The organism is Janthinobacterium sp. GW821-FHT03A03, assembly GCF_059421435.1.
In genome coordinates this window covers 1-15,178 of sequence record NZ_JBWKUZ010000008.1, presented here as the reverse complement: position 1 = coordinate 15,178, position 15,178 = coordinate 1, and the positions used below count along the sequence as shown (strand labels likewise).

13 protein-coding genes and 1 pseudogene are annotated in these 15,178 nt (G+C 65.6%); 5 read left to right on the top strand and 9 right to left on the bottom strand.

The window, feature by feature from the left end:
- Positions 1 to 2 precede the first annotated feature (2 nt).
- The 5 genes from AC07VI_RS16440 to AC07VI_RS16420 form a co-directional block, all read right to left on the bottom strand.
- A complete protein-coding gene (locus AC07VI_RS16440; RefSeq protein WP_086146327.1) occupies positions 3 to 929 on the bottom strand; it encodes a DnaJ C-terminal domain-containing protein in 927 nt (308 codons plus the stop codon).
- A 131-nt stretch (positions 930 to 1,060) separates the two neighbouring features.
- Positions 1,061 to 1,723 (bottom strand): beta/gamma crystallin family protein, encoded by a 663-nt coding sequence (locus AC07VI_RS16435; RefSeq protein WP_099374656.1) that lies wholly within the window; start codon positions 1,721 to 1,723, stop codon positions 1,061 to 1,063.
- A 156-nt stretch (positions 1,724 to 1,879) separates the two neighbouring features.
- Positions 1,880 to 2,869 carry a beta/gamma crystallin family protein gene (locus tag AC07VI_RS16430; protein ID WP_172404773.1) on the bottom strand — a complete coding sequence of 330 codons (990 nt, stop codon included), beginning with the start codon at positions 2,867 to 2,869 and terminating at the stop codon, positions 1,880 to 1,882.
- 90 nt (positions 2,870 to 2,959) lie between these two features.
- The gene (locus tag AC07VI_RS16425) at positions 2,960 to 3,829 is read right to left on the bottom strand and encodes a beta/gamma crystallin family protein (protein WP_193068907.1); all 870 of its coding nucleotides are present in this window, start codon (positions 3,827 to 3,829) and stop codon (positions 2,960 to 2,962) included.
- Between the two features lie 179 nt (positions 3,830 to 4,008).
- Positions 4,009 to 4,686, bottom strand: coding sequence for a beta/gamma crystallin family protein (locus tag AC07VI_RS16420; protein ID WP_086146331.1), 678 nt, complete (start codon positions 4,684 to 4,686; stop codon positions 4,009 to 4,011).
- A gap of 188 nt (positions 4,687 to 4,874) precedes the next feature.
- Here AC07VI_RS16420 and AC07VI_RS16415 point away from each other — a divergent pair, with 188 nt between their 5' ends.
- The 3 genes from AC07VI_RS16415 (at position 4,875) to AC07VI_RS16405 (ending at position 9,528) form a co-directional block, all read left to right on the top strand.
- Positions 4,875 to 6,266 (top strand): MATE family efflux transporter, encoded by a 1,392-nt coding sequence (locus AC07VI_RS16415; RefSeq protein ID WP_492992857.1) that lies wholly within the window; start codon positions 4,875 to 4,877, stop codon positions 6,264 to 6,266.
- Positions 6,267 to 6,286: 20 nt separating this feature from the next.
- Positions 6,287 to 7,126, top strand: a complete 840-nt coding sequence (locus tag AC07VI_RS16410) for a PhzF family phenazine biosynthesis protein (protein WP_492992855.1) — start codon at positions 6,287 to 6,289, stop codon at positions 7,124 to 7,126.
- Positions 7,127 to 7,317: 191 nt separating this feature from the next.
- On the top strand, positions 7,318 to 9,528 hold the full coding sequence (locus AC07VI_RS16405) for a S9 family peptidase (protein ID WP_086146334.1): 2,211 nt from the start codon (positions 7,318 to 7,320) through the stop codon (positions 9,526 to 9,528).
- Positions 9,529 to 9,602: 74 nt separating this feature from the next.
- Here AC07VI_RS16405 and AC07VI_RS16400 read toward each other — a convergent pair whose 3' ends face one another.
- From AC07VI_RS16400 to AC07VI_RS16390, 3 genes are all read right to left on the bottom strand, one after another.
- Positions 9,603 to 9,788 carry a CsbD family protein gene (locus AC07VI_RS16400; RefSeq protein ID WP_034759763.1) on the bottom strand — a complete coding sequence of 62 codons (186 nt, stop codon included), beginning with the start codon at positions 9,786 to 9,788 and terminating at the stop codon, positions 9,603 to 9,605.
- 154 nt (positions 9,789 to 9,942) lie between these two features.
- Positions 9,943 to 10,590, bottom strand: a complete 648-nt coding sequence (locus tag AC07VI_RS16395) for a class I SAM-dependent methyltransferase (RefSeq protein WP_086146335.1) — start codon at positions 10,588 to 10,590, stop codon at positions 9,943 to 9,945.
- Between the two features lie 67 nt (positions 10,591 to 10,657).
- Positions 10,658 to 12,727: a M13 family metallopeptidase gene (locus tag AC07VI_RS16390; protein ID WP_492992852.1), complete on the bottom strand. Its 2,070-nt coding sequence runs from the start codon at positions 12,725 to 12,727 to the stop codon at positions 10,658 to 10,660.
- A 158-nt stretch (positions 12,728 to 12,885) separates the two neighbouring features.
- Between AC07VI_RS16390 and AC07VI_RS16385 the strand changes: the two genes are divergently transcribed.
- Together AC07VI_RS16385 and AC07VI_RS16380 are read left to right on the top strand one after the other, a co-directional pair.
- Positions 12,886 to 13,713 (top strand): HDOD domain-containing protein, encoded by an 828-nt coding sequence (locus AC07VI_RS16385; RefSeq protein WP_086146337.1) that lies wholly within the window; start codon positions 12,886 to 12,888, stop codon positions 13,711 to 13,713.
- A gap of 192 nt (positions 13,714 to 13,905) precedes the next feature.
- The gene (locus tag AC07VI_RS16380) at positions 13,906 to 14,202 is read left to right on the top strand and encodes a flagellar protein FliT (RefSeq protein ID WP_086146338.1); all 297 of its coding nucleotides are present in this window, start codon (positions 13,906 to 13,908) and stop codon (positions 14,200 to 14,202) included.
- A 403-nt stretch (positions 14,203 to 14,605) separates the two neighbouring features.
- Here AC07VI_RS16380 and AC07VI_RS16375 read toward each other — a convergent pair.
- Positions 14,606 to 15,178 (bottom strand): annotated as a pseudogene (locus tag AC07VI_RS16375) (hypothetical protein); the annotation flags it as partial.

Here is a 15,178-nt window from a genome sequence, read left to right as displayed (position 1 = left end):
ATTTACCCTCCCAGCTTCTGGCGCGGATTGAAAGCCATCTCGCGCGCCATGGTTGCATACAGTTCGCGCGCCTTGTCGTCGTTCGCCGGCGGCAGCACCACTTCCAGCAGCAGATACAGGTCGCCCGGCTGGGCGGCGGGAATGCCGCGCCCCTTCAGGCGCAGCTTGCGCCCCGTCTGCGAATTGGGCGGCACCGTGACGGCCACGGTGCCCGACGGCGTGGGCACGGCGATTTCGCCGCCCAGCGCCGCTTCCCAAGGCGTCACGGGCACCGTCTCGAAGACGTCGCGCCCTTCCACCTTGTAGCGCGCGTCGGGCTGGAAGCGGATTTCCAGATACAGGTCGCCGGCGGGCGCGCCGCCGCTGCCCGGCTGGCCCTGGCCCTTCATGCGCAGCTGCTGGCCTTCCGTGACGCCTTTCGGTATCGTCACTTCCAGGGTGCGCTCGCGCGTCACCACGTGGCCCTGGGCGTCCGCTTCGGGCACGCGCATGACGATGTGGCGCCTGGCGCCGTGGTAGCTGTCCTGCAGGTCGATATTGATGGCGGCGTGGCTGTCCTCGCCCTGCATCTGGAAACTGCCGCCGGCGCGGCGGCGCCCGCCCACATGGGCAAACAGGTCGGCGAAGAAGTCGCTGTCGTCGGCGCCCGACGATTCGTAGCCCGCGCCCCAGTCCGGCGGCGGCCGGAAAGGCTCTCCCCTGGCATGGCCCTGCGCGCTGCGGCCCAGCTCATCGTAGGCGGCGCGCTTTTCCGCGTCGCCCAGCACGCCGTAGGCCTCGTTGAGGGCCTTGGTGCGCTTGTCGGCGTCCGGCTCCTTGCTCACGTCGGGATGGTATTTGCGCACCAGCTTGCGGTACGCCTTCTTGATCTCGGCCTCGGTCGCCGTCTTCTCGACGCCAAGCTCCTTGTAGTAGTCCTTGTATTCCACCGTGCCTGCTCCCCATGGTTGAACTGCCTGTGGGAAGAGTACACGAATTGGCTGCGGCATAGCGTGCGCACAATACAACAGCGCCCGCGAAGCACGGCTTGCGCGGGCGCTGGGCAGGAAGGCTACAACGCCTAGCGCACGCGGCGCACCGAGGAAATGCGGCGGTCCAGGCCGCCGTGCAGGCGGCCGTAGCTGCCCGGCCCCATGACCACGCAGCGGCCGCGGAAATTGGCGTCGACGCAGAATTCCCAGCGGCCGTAATTGACCACCACCGATTCGGCGCGGTCGTTGAAGCCATAGCGGCTCAGGTCATGCACTTCGCGGTCCAGGCGCACGGGCCGGCCGCGCATGCCCGCATCGGGAAACAGCAGCACGGCGCCATTCATGTCGGGACGGTGGCCGCCGCCGTGGCCGGGATAGCCGGGATGAGGACGCTCCGGGCGCGGCGGGTAGGGACGGTGGTCGCCGCCATGGCCCGGGCGGCCCACTTCGCGCACGGAGGAAACGGCGTCGTTCATGCCCGGCATGCTGTCGTAGCGGCCAGGCTGCAGCACGCGGCAATTGCCACGGTAGTTGGCGTCCTTGCACACTTCCCAGGTCCCCGAGCGCACGATGATGCTCGATGTCTTGTCGTTAAAACCCATGCGCGACAGGTCGCCCGTGTCGGAATGCAGGGTCACGGGACGGCCACGGAAGCCGGCATCCTGGAACAGGGTGATTTCGCCCGCCGACGCGGCCAGGGGGGCAAGGAAAGTGGCGGCGCACAACAGCGCAGGGCGGAAAGATCGAACCATGACAACTCCAATACTGAGACATTTTCGCCAGTGTAGACCAGGCGGCAGGCGGCGAGTGTAACAAAGGGCAAGCAAATGTCAGCACACGGCCGGGAATGTAAAAACCGCCTGGCGGGATCAACCCGGCAGGCGGCCTGTCAGCACGGCGGAGGAGTATCAGCGCACGCGGCGCAGCGAGGAAATCTGGTTTTCCATGCTGTTCAGGCGCCCGTACTCGCCCGGCCCGATCACTTCGCAGCGGCCATGGAAGTTCGAATCGCTGCACACTTCCCACTGGCCCTCATTGACGATGATGGACGAGGCGCGGTCGTTGAAGTTGTAGCGCACCAGGTCTTCCGCATTGCGGTCCAGCGCCAGCGGCTCGCCGCGCATGCCCGCTTCGGGGAACAGCAGGACGGCGCCGCGCTGCTGGTACTGCGGCTGCTGGTATTGCGGATACTGCGGCTGCTCATACTGCGGCCGCTGGTACTGATTATCGTACTGCTGCTGGCGGCGCGCTTCGCGCTCGTCGACCATGCGCGCCGACGAGACGCGCCCATCGAGGCCGCGTCCCAGGTCGTCGTGGCGGCCAGGGCCGAAGATGCGGCAGATGCCGTTGTAGTTTGAATCGCTGCACAGCTGCCAGTAGCCGTTATAGACGACGATACTGGTGGTGCGGTCGTTGAAACCGATATTGACGAAATCATCCGTGTCGCGGTTCAGGCGCGCCGAGCCGCCATTCTGGCCCGCGCCCGAATACACTTCCAGGGTGCCGCCACGGCCATAGCCGCCATGGCCCCGGTCGGGATCGCGCCCAGGGCGCCCCGGATTGTAGCCATCGCCGCGGCCCGACTCGCGCACCGAACTGATGGCGTCGTTCATGCCCGGCATCGAGCGGTATTCGCCCGGCCCCAGGGTGCGGCAATTGCCGCGGAAGCCGGCATCGGTACATACATCCCACGTGCCCGAACGCACCAGGATGCTCGACACCTTGTCATTGAAGCCAAAGCGGGACAGATCGTCCGTCGTCTCGCGCAGGTTCACCGCGCGGCCACGGAAATCGACGTCTTCGAACAAGGTGATTTCGCCCGCATGGGCCGCATGCGCCCCCAGCGAGAGCAGCAAGGTCGCCGCGCATGCCAGCGCGTGTTTGAGAGGGCCCGTCATGATTAACTCCATTCTTCATTCTTTGATGATGATTTGCCTGGCCAAAACGCCAGGGTGCCATTGTAACAAGCGCCAGCCCGCACAAAACGCTCAGTACAGGCGGCGCAGCGAGGAAATGCGCTTGTCGAGCGCCGTGTTCAGTGTTTCATACCTGCCCGGCCCCATGCGCTCGCAGCTGCCGTTGAACTGCGAGTCCGAGCACACTTCCCAGGTACCTTCATTGATGGCGAGCGATTCGGCCTGGTCGTTGAAATTCAGGAGCACCAGGTCGCTGACGTCGCGGTTCACCTGCAGCCCTCGGCCCTTCAGGAAGGCGCGGCCGTACAGCACCACCAGTCCCTCGTCATTTCTCGGACGGTTCTCCTCGCGCGGATCGACCAGGCGGGCCGACGACACGCGCCCGTTCAGGCCGCCCAGGTCATCGTGGCTGCCCGGCCCGAACACGCGGCAGCTGCCATGGTAGTTGGAATCGCTGCACAGCTGCCAGTAGCCATATTCGACGCGCGCGCTGCTGGCGCGGTCATTGAAGCCGATGTCGACCAGGTCGTCGCGGTCCGCGTTCACGCCGGCCGACGCGCCGCGCTGGCCGGCGTCGGCGAACAGCTCCAGCGCCGCGCGGCGTCCGCCGCTGCCGCTGCTGCCGCCGCCGCCAAGTTCGCGCACCGACGAGATTTTATCGTTCATGCCCGGCATCGAGCGGTAGTCGCCCCGTTCCAGCGTCTTGCAATCGCCCTTGAAATCGGCATGCGTACACACTTCCCAGCTGCCCGAATCGACCTGGATGCTCGAGACGGTGTCATTGAAATTGACGCGCGACAGGTCGTCCGTCGTATCGCGCAAGACCACCACCCGGCCCTTGAAATTGTCATCGGTGTACAGGCGGATCTCGCCGGCCTGCGCCGCGAGGTGGACAAACAGCGAACTGGCGCACAGCAGGGCGAGGGCGAAGGGGCGATGCATGGGGCGGTCTCCGTGGCGGCAAGGATAAGTGATCGACATGACAACTGCTGTCAGTGTAGCCATCCGCAGCAGAAACGGTGTAACAAAGTATGTGAAAAGCACAATAAATTGTTACCAAAAGCAATGACAGGCTCCCGCAGGAGCCTGTCATTGCCATGTGCCTCGCTATGCGGCTCGCGTCAGCGCACTTCGCGCACCGAAGAGATGCGGTTGCTCATGCGCTCCAGGCTCGCATATTCTCCCGGTTCCAGGGTGCGGCAGCGGCCGCGGAAGCCCACGTCCTCGCACACTTCCCAGTAGCCCGAACGCACGCGCACGCTCTGCACCGTGTCATTGAAGTCGCGCTCGCGCAAATCGGCCGAACTGTTGCGCACGGTCAAGCTGCGGCCGGCGAAATCGTCGCGCGTATAAAAAGTCAGCTCGCCGCCCAGCGCGCGCCCCGGCAGACGGCCGCGCTCGCGGTCATGGTCGCGGCGGCCGTCCCAGTCGCGGTCGTGGTCGCGGTCGCGCTCCCAGTCGCGGTCACGCCCCCGGTCCCAGCCGCCGCGCACTTCGCGCAGCGACGTGATCTTGTTGGCGCGCCCGTCGAGCGAGGGATACTCGCCCGCATCGAGCAGGAAGCAGGCGCCGCGGAAATCGGCTTCCTCGCACGCTTCCCAGCGGCCAGAGCGCACGCGGATGCTTTGCGTCGTGTCGTTGAAGCGCAGGGTTTCCAGGTCGGCGACGGCGTCGCGCACGGTCTGCGAGCGGCCGTGGTAATCGTCGCGCGAATACAGGGTCAGTTCGCCGGCGCCGGCCAGTTCGGCCGTCATGGCGGCGCCCAGCAACAGGGCGCACCTCAGGGTGTGTTTCAGCATGGTCTTGCTCCATAGTCAATGTATTGCGGTTTGACTATTTGGTCATTTTGCCAAATAGAGCGCGCAGTCTATCCGCGACTGGCCTTCTTAGCTGTAACAAATGATTACCGAGGCGGGCGCCGGGGGCGGCGCGCGGACAAGCACGGCGAATGCCGGTAGAATCTTGTCTTTAGTCAAGCTTGCCGCCCATGCCACACACGACCTCGTTCACCCTGCCCGCCGTCCGCAATGAAGTTTCCTCGCTCTGGAAGCTGGCCTGGCCCATCCTGATCGGCCAGCTGGCCACCGTCGGCATGGGCGCGGCCGACGTGGCCATGACGGGCCATACCAATCCCGAGGAGCTGGCGGCCGTCTCGCTGGGCGCGGCCATCTGGTCCATCGTGCTCGTCACCGTGAGCGGCATCATGATGGCGATCAATACCCTCGTGGCGCATGAAATCGGCGCGGCGCGCCACGACCGGGTGCCGCACATCGTGCGCCAGGCGCTGTGGAAGGCGCTGCTGGTCGGCCTGGTGGCTTGCCTGCTGACGAACATGGCGGCGCTGGTGTTCGACCACCTGATGCTCGAAGCGGCGGTTGCCGCCAAGGCCAAGCTGTTCGTGCACATCATCAGCTGCGCGCTGCCGCCGTTCGCCGCCTACCGCGCGCTGTACGGCTACAGCACCAGCATCAACCAGACCAAGCCCGTGATGGTCATCGCCCTGGCCGCCCTGGCGCTGAATATTTTCGTCAACTACCTGCTGATCTACGGCCACTGGGGCATGCCGAAGCTGGGCGGCGTGGGCTGCGCCGTGGCCACCACCTGCTGCGTGTGGATGATGCTGCTGGCCATGCTGGCGTGGATCAGGATCGCGCCCGCCTACCACGCCACGTATCCGTTTACGCATTGGGAGTGGCCGCAGATGGCGTCCATCGGCCCCATGCTGCGCCTGGGCCTGCCCATCGGCGTGACGTATTTTGCCGAAGTGAGCGCCTTTGGCGTCATCAGCCTGCTGGTGGCGCGCTTCGGCGTAATCCAGGTGTCGGCGCACCAGATCGCCCTCAATTTCTCGTCCGTCGTCTTCATGGTGCCGCTCACCTTCGGCATTGCGCTCGTCACGCGCGTGGGCCATGCCGTGGGCGAAGCCAATCTGCACAAGGCGCGCTTCATTTCGTGGGTGGGCGTGGCCATGTCGCTGACGGCGGCCATCGTCTCTGCCACCCTGATCACCGTGTTCCGCCACCAGATCGCGCAAGCCTACACGTCGGACCCGCAGGTGCAGGAACTGTGCGCGCAGCTGCTGCTGTTCGCCGCCCTGTTCCAGCTGTCCGACGCGACGCAGGTGGCCACGTCCTGCGCCATCCGCGGCTACAAGGTGACGCGCCAGCCGATGCTGATCCAGCTGCTGGCGTTCTGGGGCTTCTCGCTGCCCATCGGCTATGTGCTGGGCCTGGCGCCGGCCGGTTTCATCTGGTCGCCGGCCGAGCCGATGGCCGCCGCCGGCTTCTGGATCGGCCTGGTGACGGGCCTGACGGTGGCCGCCGTGCTGCTGACCTGGTATCTGAACCGCCTGTCGCTGCAGCGCCTGCGCGCAGCCTGATAAACCAGCAAGGAAGCCTCATGCCGCAACCACGCCCCTTCAGGCAAGTCGACGTCTTCAGCACGGTTCCCTTCTCGGGCAATCCGCTGGCCGTGGTGCTGGACGCCGACGGCCTCGATGACGCGCAGATGCACGCCATCGCGCGCTGGACGGGCCTGTCGGAAACCACCTTCGTGCTGGCGCCGCGCGACCCGGCCGCCGATTACCGCGTGCGGATTTTTTCGCCCGAGATGGAATTCCCGTTCGCCGGCCACCCGACCCTGGGCACGGCGCACGCCCTGCTCGATGCGGGCATGCAGCCCAGGGGCGCGCGCATCGTGCAGGAGTGCGGCGTCGGCCTGGTGCAGATAGAACGGGGCGCCGGCGGCGTGCTGGCGTTCCAGGCGCCGTCCTGCGCCACGCGCGCGCTCGACCCGGCGCTGCTGCCGCTGCTGCAAACAGCGCTGGGCGGAGAACTGGCCGCTGGCGCCACCATCGCCGACATGGGCATCCGCTGGCTGTGCGTGCCGCTGGCCAGCGCCGCCGCCTGCCTGGCCGTGCGCGCCGACATCGCCGCGCTGACGCCCTTGCTGGCCGCCGCCGGCGCCGACGGCCTGGCGCTGTACGGCGCGCACGGCGCAGGCGGGCCGGCCGACTACGAAGTGCGCGCGCTGCTCAGCGAACACGGCGCGCTGGTCGAAGACCCCGTCACGGGCAGCGCCAACGCCTGCATCGCGCACCTGCTGGCGGGTGCCGACTACACGGTCCGCCAGGGCACGTGCCTGCAGCGCGACGGCCGCGTATCCGTCACTTTCCGCGCTGGCCAGGCCTGGATAGGCGGCGCCTGCCTGACGGTGATCGCAGGTACGATATTGGCCTGAACGGGGCAAAGCGCCATGGAATGGGCGGCTGCTAGACATTTTTGACGAAGGAAATACGGCCAGGAAGCGCTTATTCCGTGGCCGGGGCTATCGCATAAACAGGCACGCTCTGGTATCGTCTTACGCTTAGGCAACGCTCAAGCTTGCCTTCCCTGGCAGTGCCATTCATTCCTTCAACTACCGAGACATCCATGCGTTTTATTCTTTGTTTCCTGGCCGCGATGGCCAGCGTTCCCGCATCGGCTGAAAAGCTGACCCTGGAACGCATCCACGCCGATCCGGCGCTGGCCGGCCCCGGCGTGCGCAACCTGAAGGTCTCGCCCGACGGCGAGCGCGTGACCTTCCTGCGCGGCCGCGCCGACAACCAGTTCCAGCTCGACCTGTGGGAATTCAAGCTGAAGGACAAGAGCACGCACCGCCTGGTCGACTCGAAGGCGCTGGTGCCGAATGAAACGATTTCGCCCGAAGAGCAGGCGCGCCGCGAACGCGAGCGCACGGCCAGCCTGAACGGCATTCTCAGCTACAGCTGGTCGCCGGACGGCAAGCAGCTGCTGGTGCCGCTGGCCGGCAATCTGTACCTGGTCGACGCGGCCCATCCGGACAAGGCGCGCCTGGTCGCCAAGGGCAATGTGCTGGACCCGAAAATCTCGCCGAAAGGCCGCTACGTGTCGTTTGTGCGCGATCAAAACATCTATGTGATCGACCTCAAGACGGACAAGGAACGCCAGCTGACGAGCGACGGCAAGGGCACGATACGCAACGGCGAAGCCGAATTCGTGGCGCAGGAAGAAATGGGACAGCGCACCGGCTACTACTGGGCGCCCGACGATTCGGCCATCGCGTATAAACGCTATGACGAAGCGCCCGTGCCCGTCGTGCGGCGCTTCGAAATCTTCGCCGACCGCACCGACGTCGTCGAGCAGCGCTACCCTGCCGCCGGCGACCCGAACGTGCTGGTGCAGCTGCTGATCGTCTCGCCGGAAACGGGCGCGCAGCGCCAGGTGGCCCTGGGCACCAACCCCGATATCTACCTGGTGCGCGCCGACTGGAGCGCGGACAGCAAGTCGCTCGTCTACCAGCGCCAGTCGCGCGACCAGAAGACGCTGGACCTGGTCGCCGTCGACGCGGCCACCCTGGCGCAGCGCACCCTGCTGACGGAAACGTCGACAACCTGGGTCAGCATCCATGACGACCTGCGCTTCCTGGCCAACGGCACTTTCCTCTGGTCGTCCGAGCGCACGGGCCGCAACCATCTGTACCTGTACGACATGGGCGGCAAGCTGCTGCACCCTGTCACTTCCGGCGAGTGGGGCATCGACAGCGTGCTGGCCGTGAACCAGAAGTCGGGCAAGGTCTATGTATCGTCGAACCGCGACGCCGTGATCGACAAGCAGACCTACGCCCTGGCCCTCGACGGCAGCACGGCCGACAAGCCGCAGCGCGTGACGAAAGCCGACGGCTGGCACGACACGACGTTCTCGCGCAATGGCGAAGTCTTCGTCGACACGTATTCCGACCCGGCCACGCCGCCGCAAGTGAGCATCCGCCGCCCGGACGGCGCCATGGTGGGCTGGCTGGAAGAAAACGCGCTCAACGCCAGCCACCCGTATTTCAAGTACAAGGCCGACCACCTGCCGACCGAATACGGCACCCTGAAGGCCAACGATGGCCAGACGCTGTACTACTCCATCGTCAAGCCGTCGAACTTCGACGCGGGCAAGCGCTATCCCGTCTACCTGTCGACGTATGGCGGTCCGCACTCGCAGCACGTGGCGCGCCGCTGGGGCAACAACTTCGACCAGTACATGGCGCAGCAGGGCTTTGTCGTCTTCCGCCTCGATAACCGCGGTTCCTCGCGCCGCGAGCGCGCGTTCACGGACGCCATCTACCACAACCTGGGCGCCGCCGAAGTGGCCGACCAGCTGGTCGGCATCGACTGGCTGGGCAAGCAAAGTTTCGTCGATGCGAAACGCATCGGCGTGTTCGGCTGGAGCTACGGCGGCTTCATGACCCTGCGTTTGCTGTCGGCCGCATCGGACAAGATCGCCATGGGCGTGTCGGTGGCGCCCGTGACCGACTGGTCGCTGTACGACACCCACTACACGGAGCAATTCCTCGGCATGCCGAAGGAAAACGTGGACGGCTACAAGGCCAGCACCGTGTTCGCCCACCTCGACGGCTTGAAGTCGCCGCTGCTGCTGGTGCACGGCATGGCCGACGACAACGTCTTGTTCAGCAACAGCACGCGATTGATCGACGCGCTGGTGAACCGCGGCGTGCAGTTCGACCTGATGACCTACCCGGGCGCCAAGCACGGCATCTCGTCGCGCGCGGGCCAGCGCCACGTATACAAGAAAATCGAGCTGTTCTTCAAGCAGAACCTGATGAAGCCAGCACAGTAAGCTTGCGCTGCATCAAATAAAAAACCGCCGCCTGTCTTGCGACAGGCGGCGGTTTTTTTATACTGGAGCAGAAATTATGGCTTGCGGGTCACAGTTTCGACTGCATCTTTCACATCACCAACCTTCTTCTGCACTTTGCCTTCGACCTGGTTGGCCAGGCCCTTGGCTTGCTGTTCTTCGCTGCCGACGACTTTGCCAGCGGCTTCCTGGATTTTACCGCCGACTTCCTTCAGTTTACCTTCGACTTGATCTTTGTTCATGATGGATCCTCACTGTAGTTGGTACATCTGTTGTCCAGCCCGCAAGGGCCGGTACTGCGGCTCACACGCTGCTTGTTGCGTGTCGATGTGTCCATAGTACGCAGTGGGGTTCAAAGGCTCTGTACGGTTCCTAACACAGTGCCAACATCGTCGATCAGGCCGCCAAATCCTTGCGCCAGACGGTGGCCAGCCATGGCTGCTGCTCGCGCGGCAAGCCCGGCGGTCGGTAGTACTGCTCGACCAGGGTAAAGCCGGCCGCCTGCACGTAGGCGGCCCAGCTCGCTTCGTCATGGTAGCTGCCGTAGCGCGCGCCGTTCCAGCCTTCCTGGTTCTGCCCACGCGGGTTCGAACTGAACAGCACGCCGCCCGGCTTCAGGCACGCGTACAAAGCGCGCAGCACGCCGGGCAAGGCGGCGCTGGGCACGTGGAACAGCACGGCATTGGCGAACACGCCGTCGAAGTGCGCAGCGGGCAGGTCGAGGTCGACGAAATCCTGCTGCCACACGGTGCAGCCGCTGTAGGCGCGCGCCATCTCGACGAAGCGGGGACAGCCATCGACGCCCATCGCGTGATGGCCCAGGGCCGTGAACGCCTTCAGGTCGCGGCCGGGGCCGCAACCGAGGTCGAGGATGGACAGCGGCGCGGGCCTGCCGATGGCGTTCAGCAGCGCGCCGATGTTCTGGCTGACGTCATGGTCGCGCGTGCCCTCGAAAAACTGCTCGGCGCTGGCGTCATAATGGGCCAGGGTGCGGCCCGTGATGGCGTGGATGGGGTCTTGCTGGTCTTGCGAGGTCGGCTTCATGGCGCTCCAATCAGTAATCACGCCATTTTACGGTGCCGGCGCGCTGGGCGTGCGGCACCGTAAATGACTACCAGACGCGCACGCGCTGCTCGGGCGCCAGGTACAGCTGCTGGCCCGGCTGGACGTCGAAGGCCGGATACCAGGCGTCGAGGTTGCGCACGGTGGCGGCGCGGTATTGCGCCGGCGCATGGCCGTCCGTGAGGATTTGCTGGCGCGCCGCCGCTTCGCGCGCCTTGCTGCGCCAGCTGACGCCGTAGCCGATGAAGAACGCGCGCTGCGCTTCCGGCTGCGCCGGCTTGCCTTCTTGCGATAGCGCAAACGCGTCGTACGCGGCCGCCACGCCGGCCAGGTCGGCCAGGTTTTCGCTCAAGGTCAGCTGGCCATTCACGGCCAGGTCGGGGAACGGTTTATAGCCGGAAAATTGCGCTACCAGCTGCCGGGAGGCGGCCTGGAAGTGCGCCAGGTCTGCCGGCGTCCACCAGTCGCGCAGCTTGCCCTGGGCGTCGAACTGCGCGCCCTGGTCGTCGAAGCTGTGGCTGATCTCGTGGCCGATGGTGGCGCCGATGCCGCCATAGTTGGCCGCATCGGACGCCTTCGCATCGAAGAACGGCGGCTGCAGGATGGCGGCCGGGAAGTTCAGCGCATTTTGCAGCGGCAGGTTGACGGCGTTGACCAGCTGCGCCGGCATGGCCCAGGCCTTGCGGTCGGGAGACTGGCTCAGCTTGGCCAGCTCCTGCCGGTAATGAAACTGTTCCGCCCGCTGCACATTGCCCAGCGCGTCACCGCGCACGACACGCAAGCCCGCATAGTCATCCCAGCGTTCCGGGTAGCCCACGCCCACGTACAGGGTCTTGAGTTTTTCCTGCGCCTGCGCCTTGGTGGCCGGCGCCATCCAGTCCAGCTTGTCGATGCGGCGCGAGAAGGCGGCGACGATATTCGTCACCATGTCTTGCACGCGGGCTTTCGATTCCGGTGAGAAATAGCGCTCCACATACAGTTTACCGACGGCGTCGCTCAAGGCCGCGTTCGTCGCCGCCAGCGCGCGCTTGCTGCGCGGCGACTGCTGCGGCGTGCCGCTCAGGGCGCTGCCATAGAAGGCGAAGCGCTGGTCGGCGGCCGCCTTCGGGAGAATCGTGCTGAAATGGTTGATCGCGTGGAAGGCGAGGAAATCCTTCCAGGTGGCCAGCGGCACGCTCGCCACCAGCGCGGCGCTGCCCGTCATCGCCGTCGGGTGCCAGACGATGAAATCCGCCTGCGCGCCCAGGCCGGCCGCCTGGAAGAAGGCTTGCCAGTCGAGGCCCGGCGCCTTGCTGGCGAAATCCCCGGCGCGCCACGCATTATTGCCCTTGGCGACATCGGCCGAATCCTCGCGGCTGGCATGACTGGCGGCAATCTGCTGTTCCAGCGCAAACACGCGCGCGGCCCGGCCTGCCGCATCGCCGTAGCCGGCCAGCTTGAACATGGCGGCGATGTGCGCCTGGTAGCTGGCGCGCAAGCCCTGCATGCGCGCGCTGTCCGTCGCATAATAAGCGCGGTCGGGCATGCCCAGGCCGCCTTGCAGCAGATAGGCGACATTGCGCGTGGGGTCGTTCAAGTCTTGCGCCACCCACAGGCCGAACAGGTTTTCCGTATAAAAATTGGTCGCGTTGAGGGGATCGACATCGGCGCGCAGGCTCTCGCCCAGCGCCCGCGCCAGCCCCGCCTGGTCGCGGATGCCATTGATCTTTGTCAACATCGGTCGCAGCGGCGCCCAGCCTTTCGCTTCGATAGCCGATTCATCCATCCAGCTGCGGTAAAAATCGCCGACCTGGCGCGCTTCGCTGCCCTGCCCCGCGGCCGCCGGCAAGGCTTCGATCAGGGCCGTGATGCGCTTGTTGCTTGCCTCGGCCAGCATGGCGAACGACCCCCAGCTGCTACGGTCGGCGGGAATGGCCGTGGCGCGCATCCAGTCGCCATTCACGTAGGAATAGAAATCATCGCCGGGCAACACCGGCGCGGCGCTGGCGGCAGCCGGGGCGGCCGCCGCGTCCTGGCCGTGGGCCAGGGCCGGCAGGGCGACCAGCGTGGCGCCGGCCAGGGTCAGGGCGATGGCGGCCTGGACTGGCGTCCGGCGCCAGGAAAAGCGAAAACCGTGCATGGGCGGTCCTTTCGTTGAATTGCTGGGATGAGTGGCTAAAATCATAGCCTGTTTCAGGCCAAAAAACCGCCCGCGAACTTTTTTGCATGCGCATAAAAAATCGGCATATAGTTTGACGATCCCGACACCGTGCCGCGCGACTGCCAAGGAGAATCGCCATGCAACTTGAAGCGCTGTTCCAGCAACCCCATGCCCTGCCCACCGCCCCGAAGGTCGTCGACGAACTGGTCCGCAGTTTCGACAATCCCGCCATTTCCACCGAAGACATCGCCCGCCAGCTGGGCGCGGACCCGGCGCTGAGCGCCAAGCTGCTGCGGCTGGCCAACTCGGCCTACTACCACGTCTCGCACAGCATCGGCACGGTGGAAGACGCCGTGCTGATGCTGGGCTTTGTTACCGTGCGCACGCTCGTCATCAGTTCGGGCCTGGTCAACGGCTACAAGGCCGTGCCCGGCCTGAACCTGCCGCAGTTCTGGCGCTACAGCCTGCACAGCGCCGTATCGGCCCGCTGGATCGCCAGGCAGACGGGCGACAACCAGGACCTGGCGTTTACCATCGGCATGATGCATGCGATCGGCCAACTGGTGATCCATGCCGCCATGCCCGAGCAAGCCATGCAGCTCGACAAGATCGCCCCGCCGCTCGATGCGCGCCGCCTGGACGCGGAGCGGGTCTCGCTGGGCTACAGCTACGCGGACGTGGGCGCGGAACTGGCGCGCCGCTGGAAATTCCCGCCCACGTTTGCCGCCACCATCGCCGCCTTTCCCGATCCGCTCATCAAGGCGCCCCTGAACCGCCTGGCCGCCATCGTCCACCTGGGCGCCTGGCGCGCGCGCGTCGACGAAAACGCCCTGAGCAATGAAGAAATCATCGCCTGCTACCCCAGCGACGTGGCTGAATCGCTGGGCCTGCCGCCCTCCGTGCTGGTGGACAAGATGCCGCCGCCGGCCGAACTGAGCGCGGGGCTGGAAGAATTGGTGAAATAAGCGCGCCGCCGCCGACACCCGCCAAGCCCCGCATCCACGGGGTCTGGCGCGCTGTTTCGGCGCATTTTTCGGCAGGCAGGCGCGCGCGGTTGAAATTATTTGCATTTATTTTCAAAAAACCCCTCAAGTTCCCGCCGTGGCCGCCGTTAACCTAGACAAGCAGTAATACATTCACTAGTTACGGGTGTGATCATGACCTCCAACGACGTTCTCTCGATGTACGAAAATATTGCAGGAATGACCAATAAAATGGTCGTGGCGGCGCGTACGAGCGACTGGGATGGCCTGGACACCCTGGAAAACCAGTGCGCCAGCGCGGCCAGCACGGCCACGACGGGCAAGGTACCCGCCCTTGCCGGCGCTGCGCGCCTGCGCAAGATCGACCTGCTCAAGCAAATCCTGGCGAATGACCGCGACATCCGCGCCGTCACGGAACCGTGGATGACGCAACTGGCCAGCGTGATGCCCGCCGCGCGCGCCCGCATGTAAACAAGTTTGCATCGCAGAAAAGACAAAAGCACCCGAGGGTGCTTTTTTTACGCCTGCCGCCCTGGCCGGCCGCGCAGCGCGCGCCAGTGTTGGCAGGGAGAAAGAATTTGGAAGGCGAACCCCAGGTATCTCCTGGCGTCGCCTCGCTGCCGGTTGCATCCGGCGTCCGCGAGCACATCGTCGGCATCGCAGACCGCTTCCAGGCCCAGGCGTTTATGCAACGCTACACCTGTTTGCCGCGCCACGCTATCGTTGGTGGCTGCGCCAGGCTGGGACTGTTTTGTCGTAGAGCAAGTCCACTGAATTAATCATATCACCATCTTTGAAAAACAGGCAACGCGATTGACACGCGTTTCCATGTATTTTTTCAATATCTTTTTATATATCAAATTTCAGCGGAGCGTTAACGGGAGAACGGCTCCGGCTCCGCTTCCGGCGCCGGCTCTTGCTCCCCTTCCACCGTTTCCGTCAGCACCGGCACGTCGGTCTTGCGGCGGAACGGCTTGCGCAGCAAGACCCAGTACTTCGATGGCGCCGCCGGTGCCGCAGCCTGCCTGCGCTTGCGCACGGCATACGCGATGACGGCCGTCAGCAGCAGGAAGAGCGCGGTGCCGATGCCCAGCCATAGCAAGCCATTGCCGCCCGCCTTCTTTTCCGGCGGCGGCGCGTGCAGGGGCCTGGGCTTGGCGTGCGGCAGCGCAGGCGCGGCCTCGGCCGGCGCGGCGGCGGCGGGTGTCACGGCGGCGGCAGGCAGCGCCAGCGCCTGCTGCAGGGCGCCGATCTTGCCCTCGAGTTCGCCCAGCTTGACGTTGAGGGCCGCGTTTTTCTCGTCCAGCGCCACGCAGGCAGCCGCCTGCGCGTCGGCTTGCGGCGCGCAGGCGGCCACGGGCGCGGATGGATGGCGCAACGGCGGCGGACGCACGGCCGCGCGCGCGGCCGGGGCGGCCTTTTGCGCGGCGGGCGGCGGCACAAACAC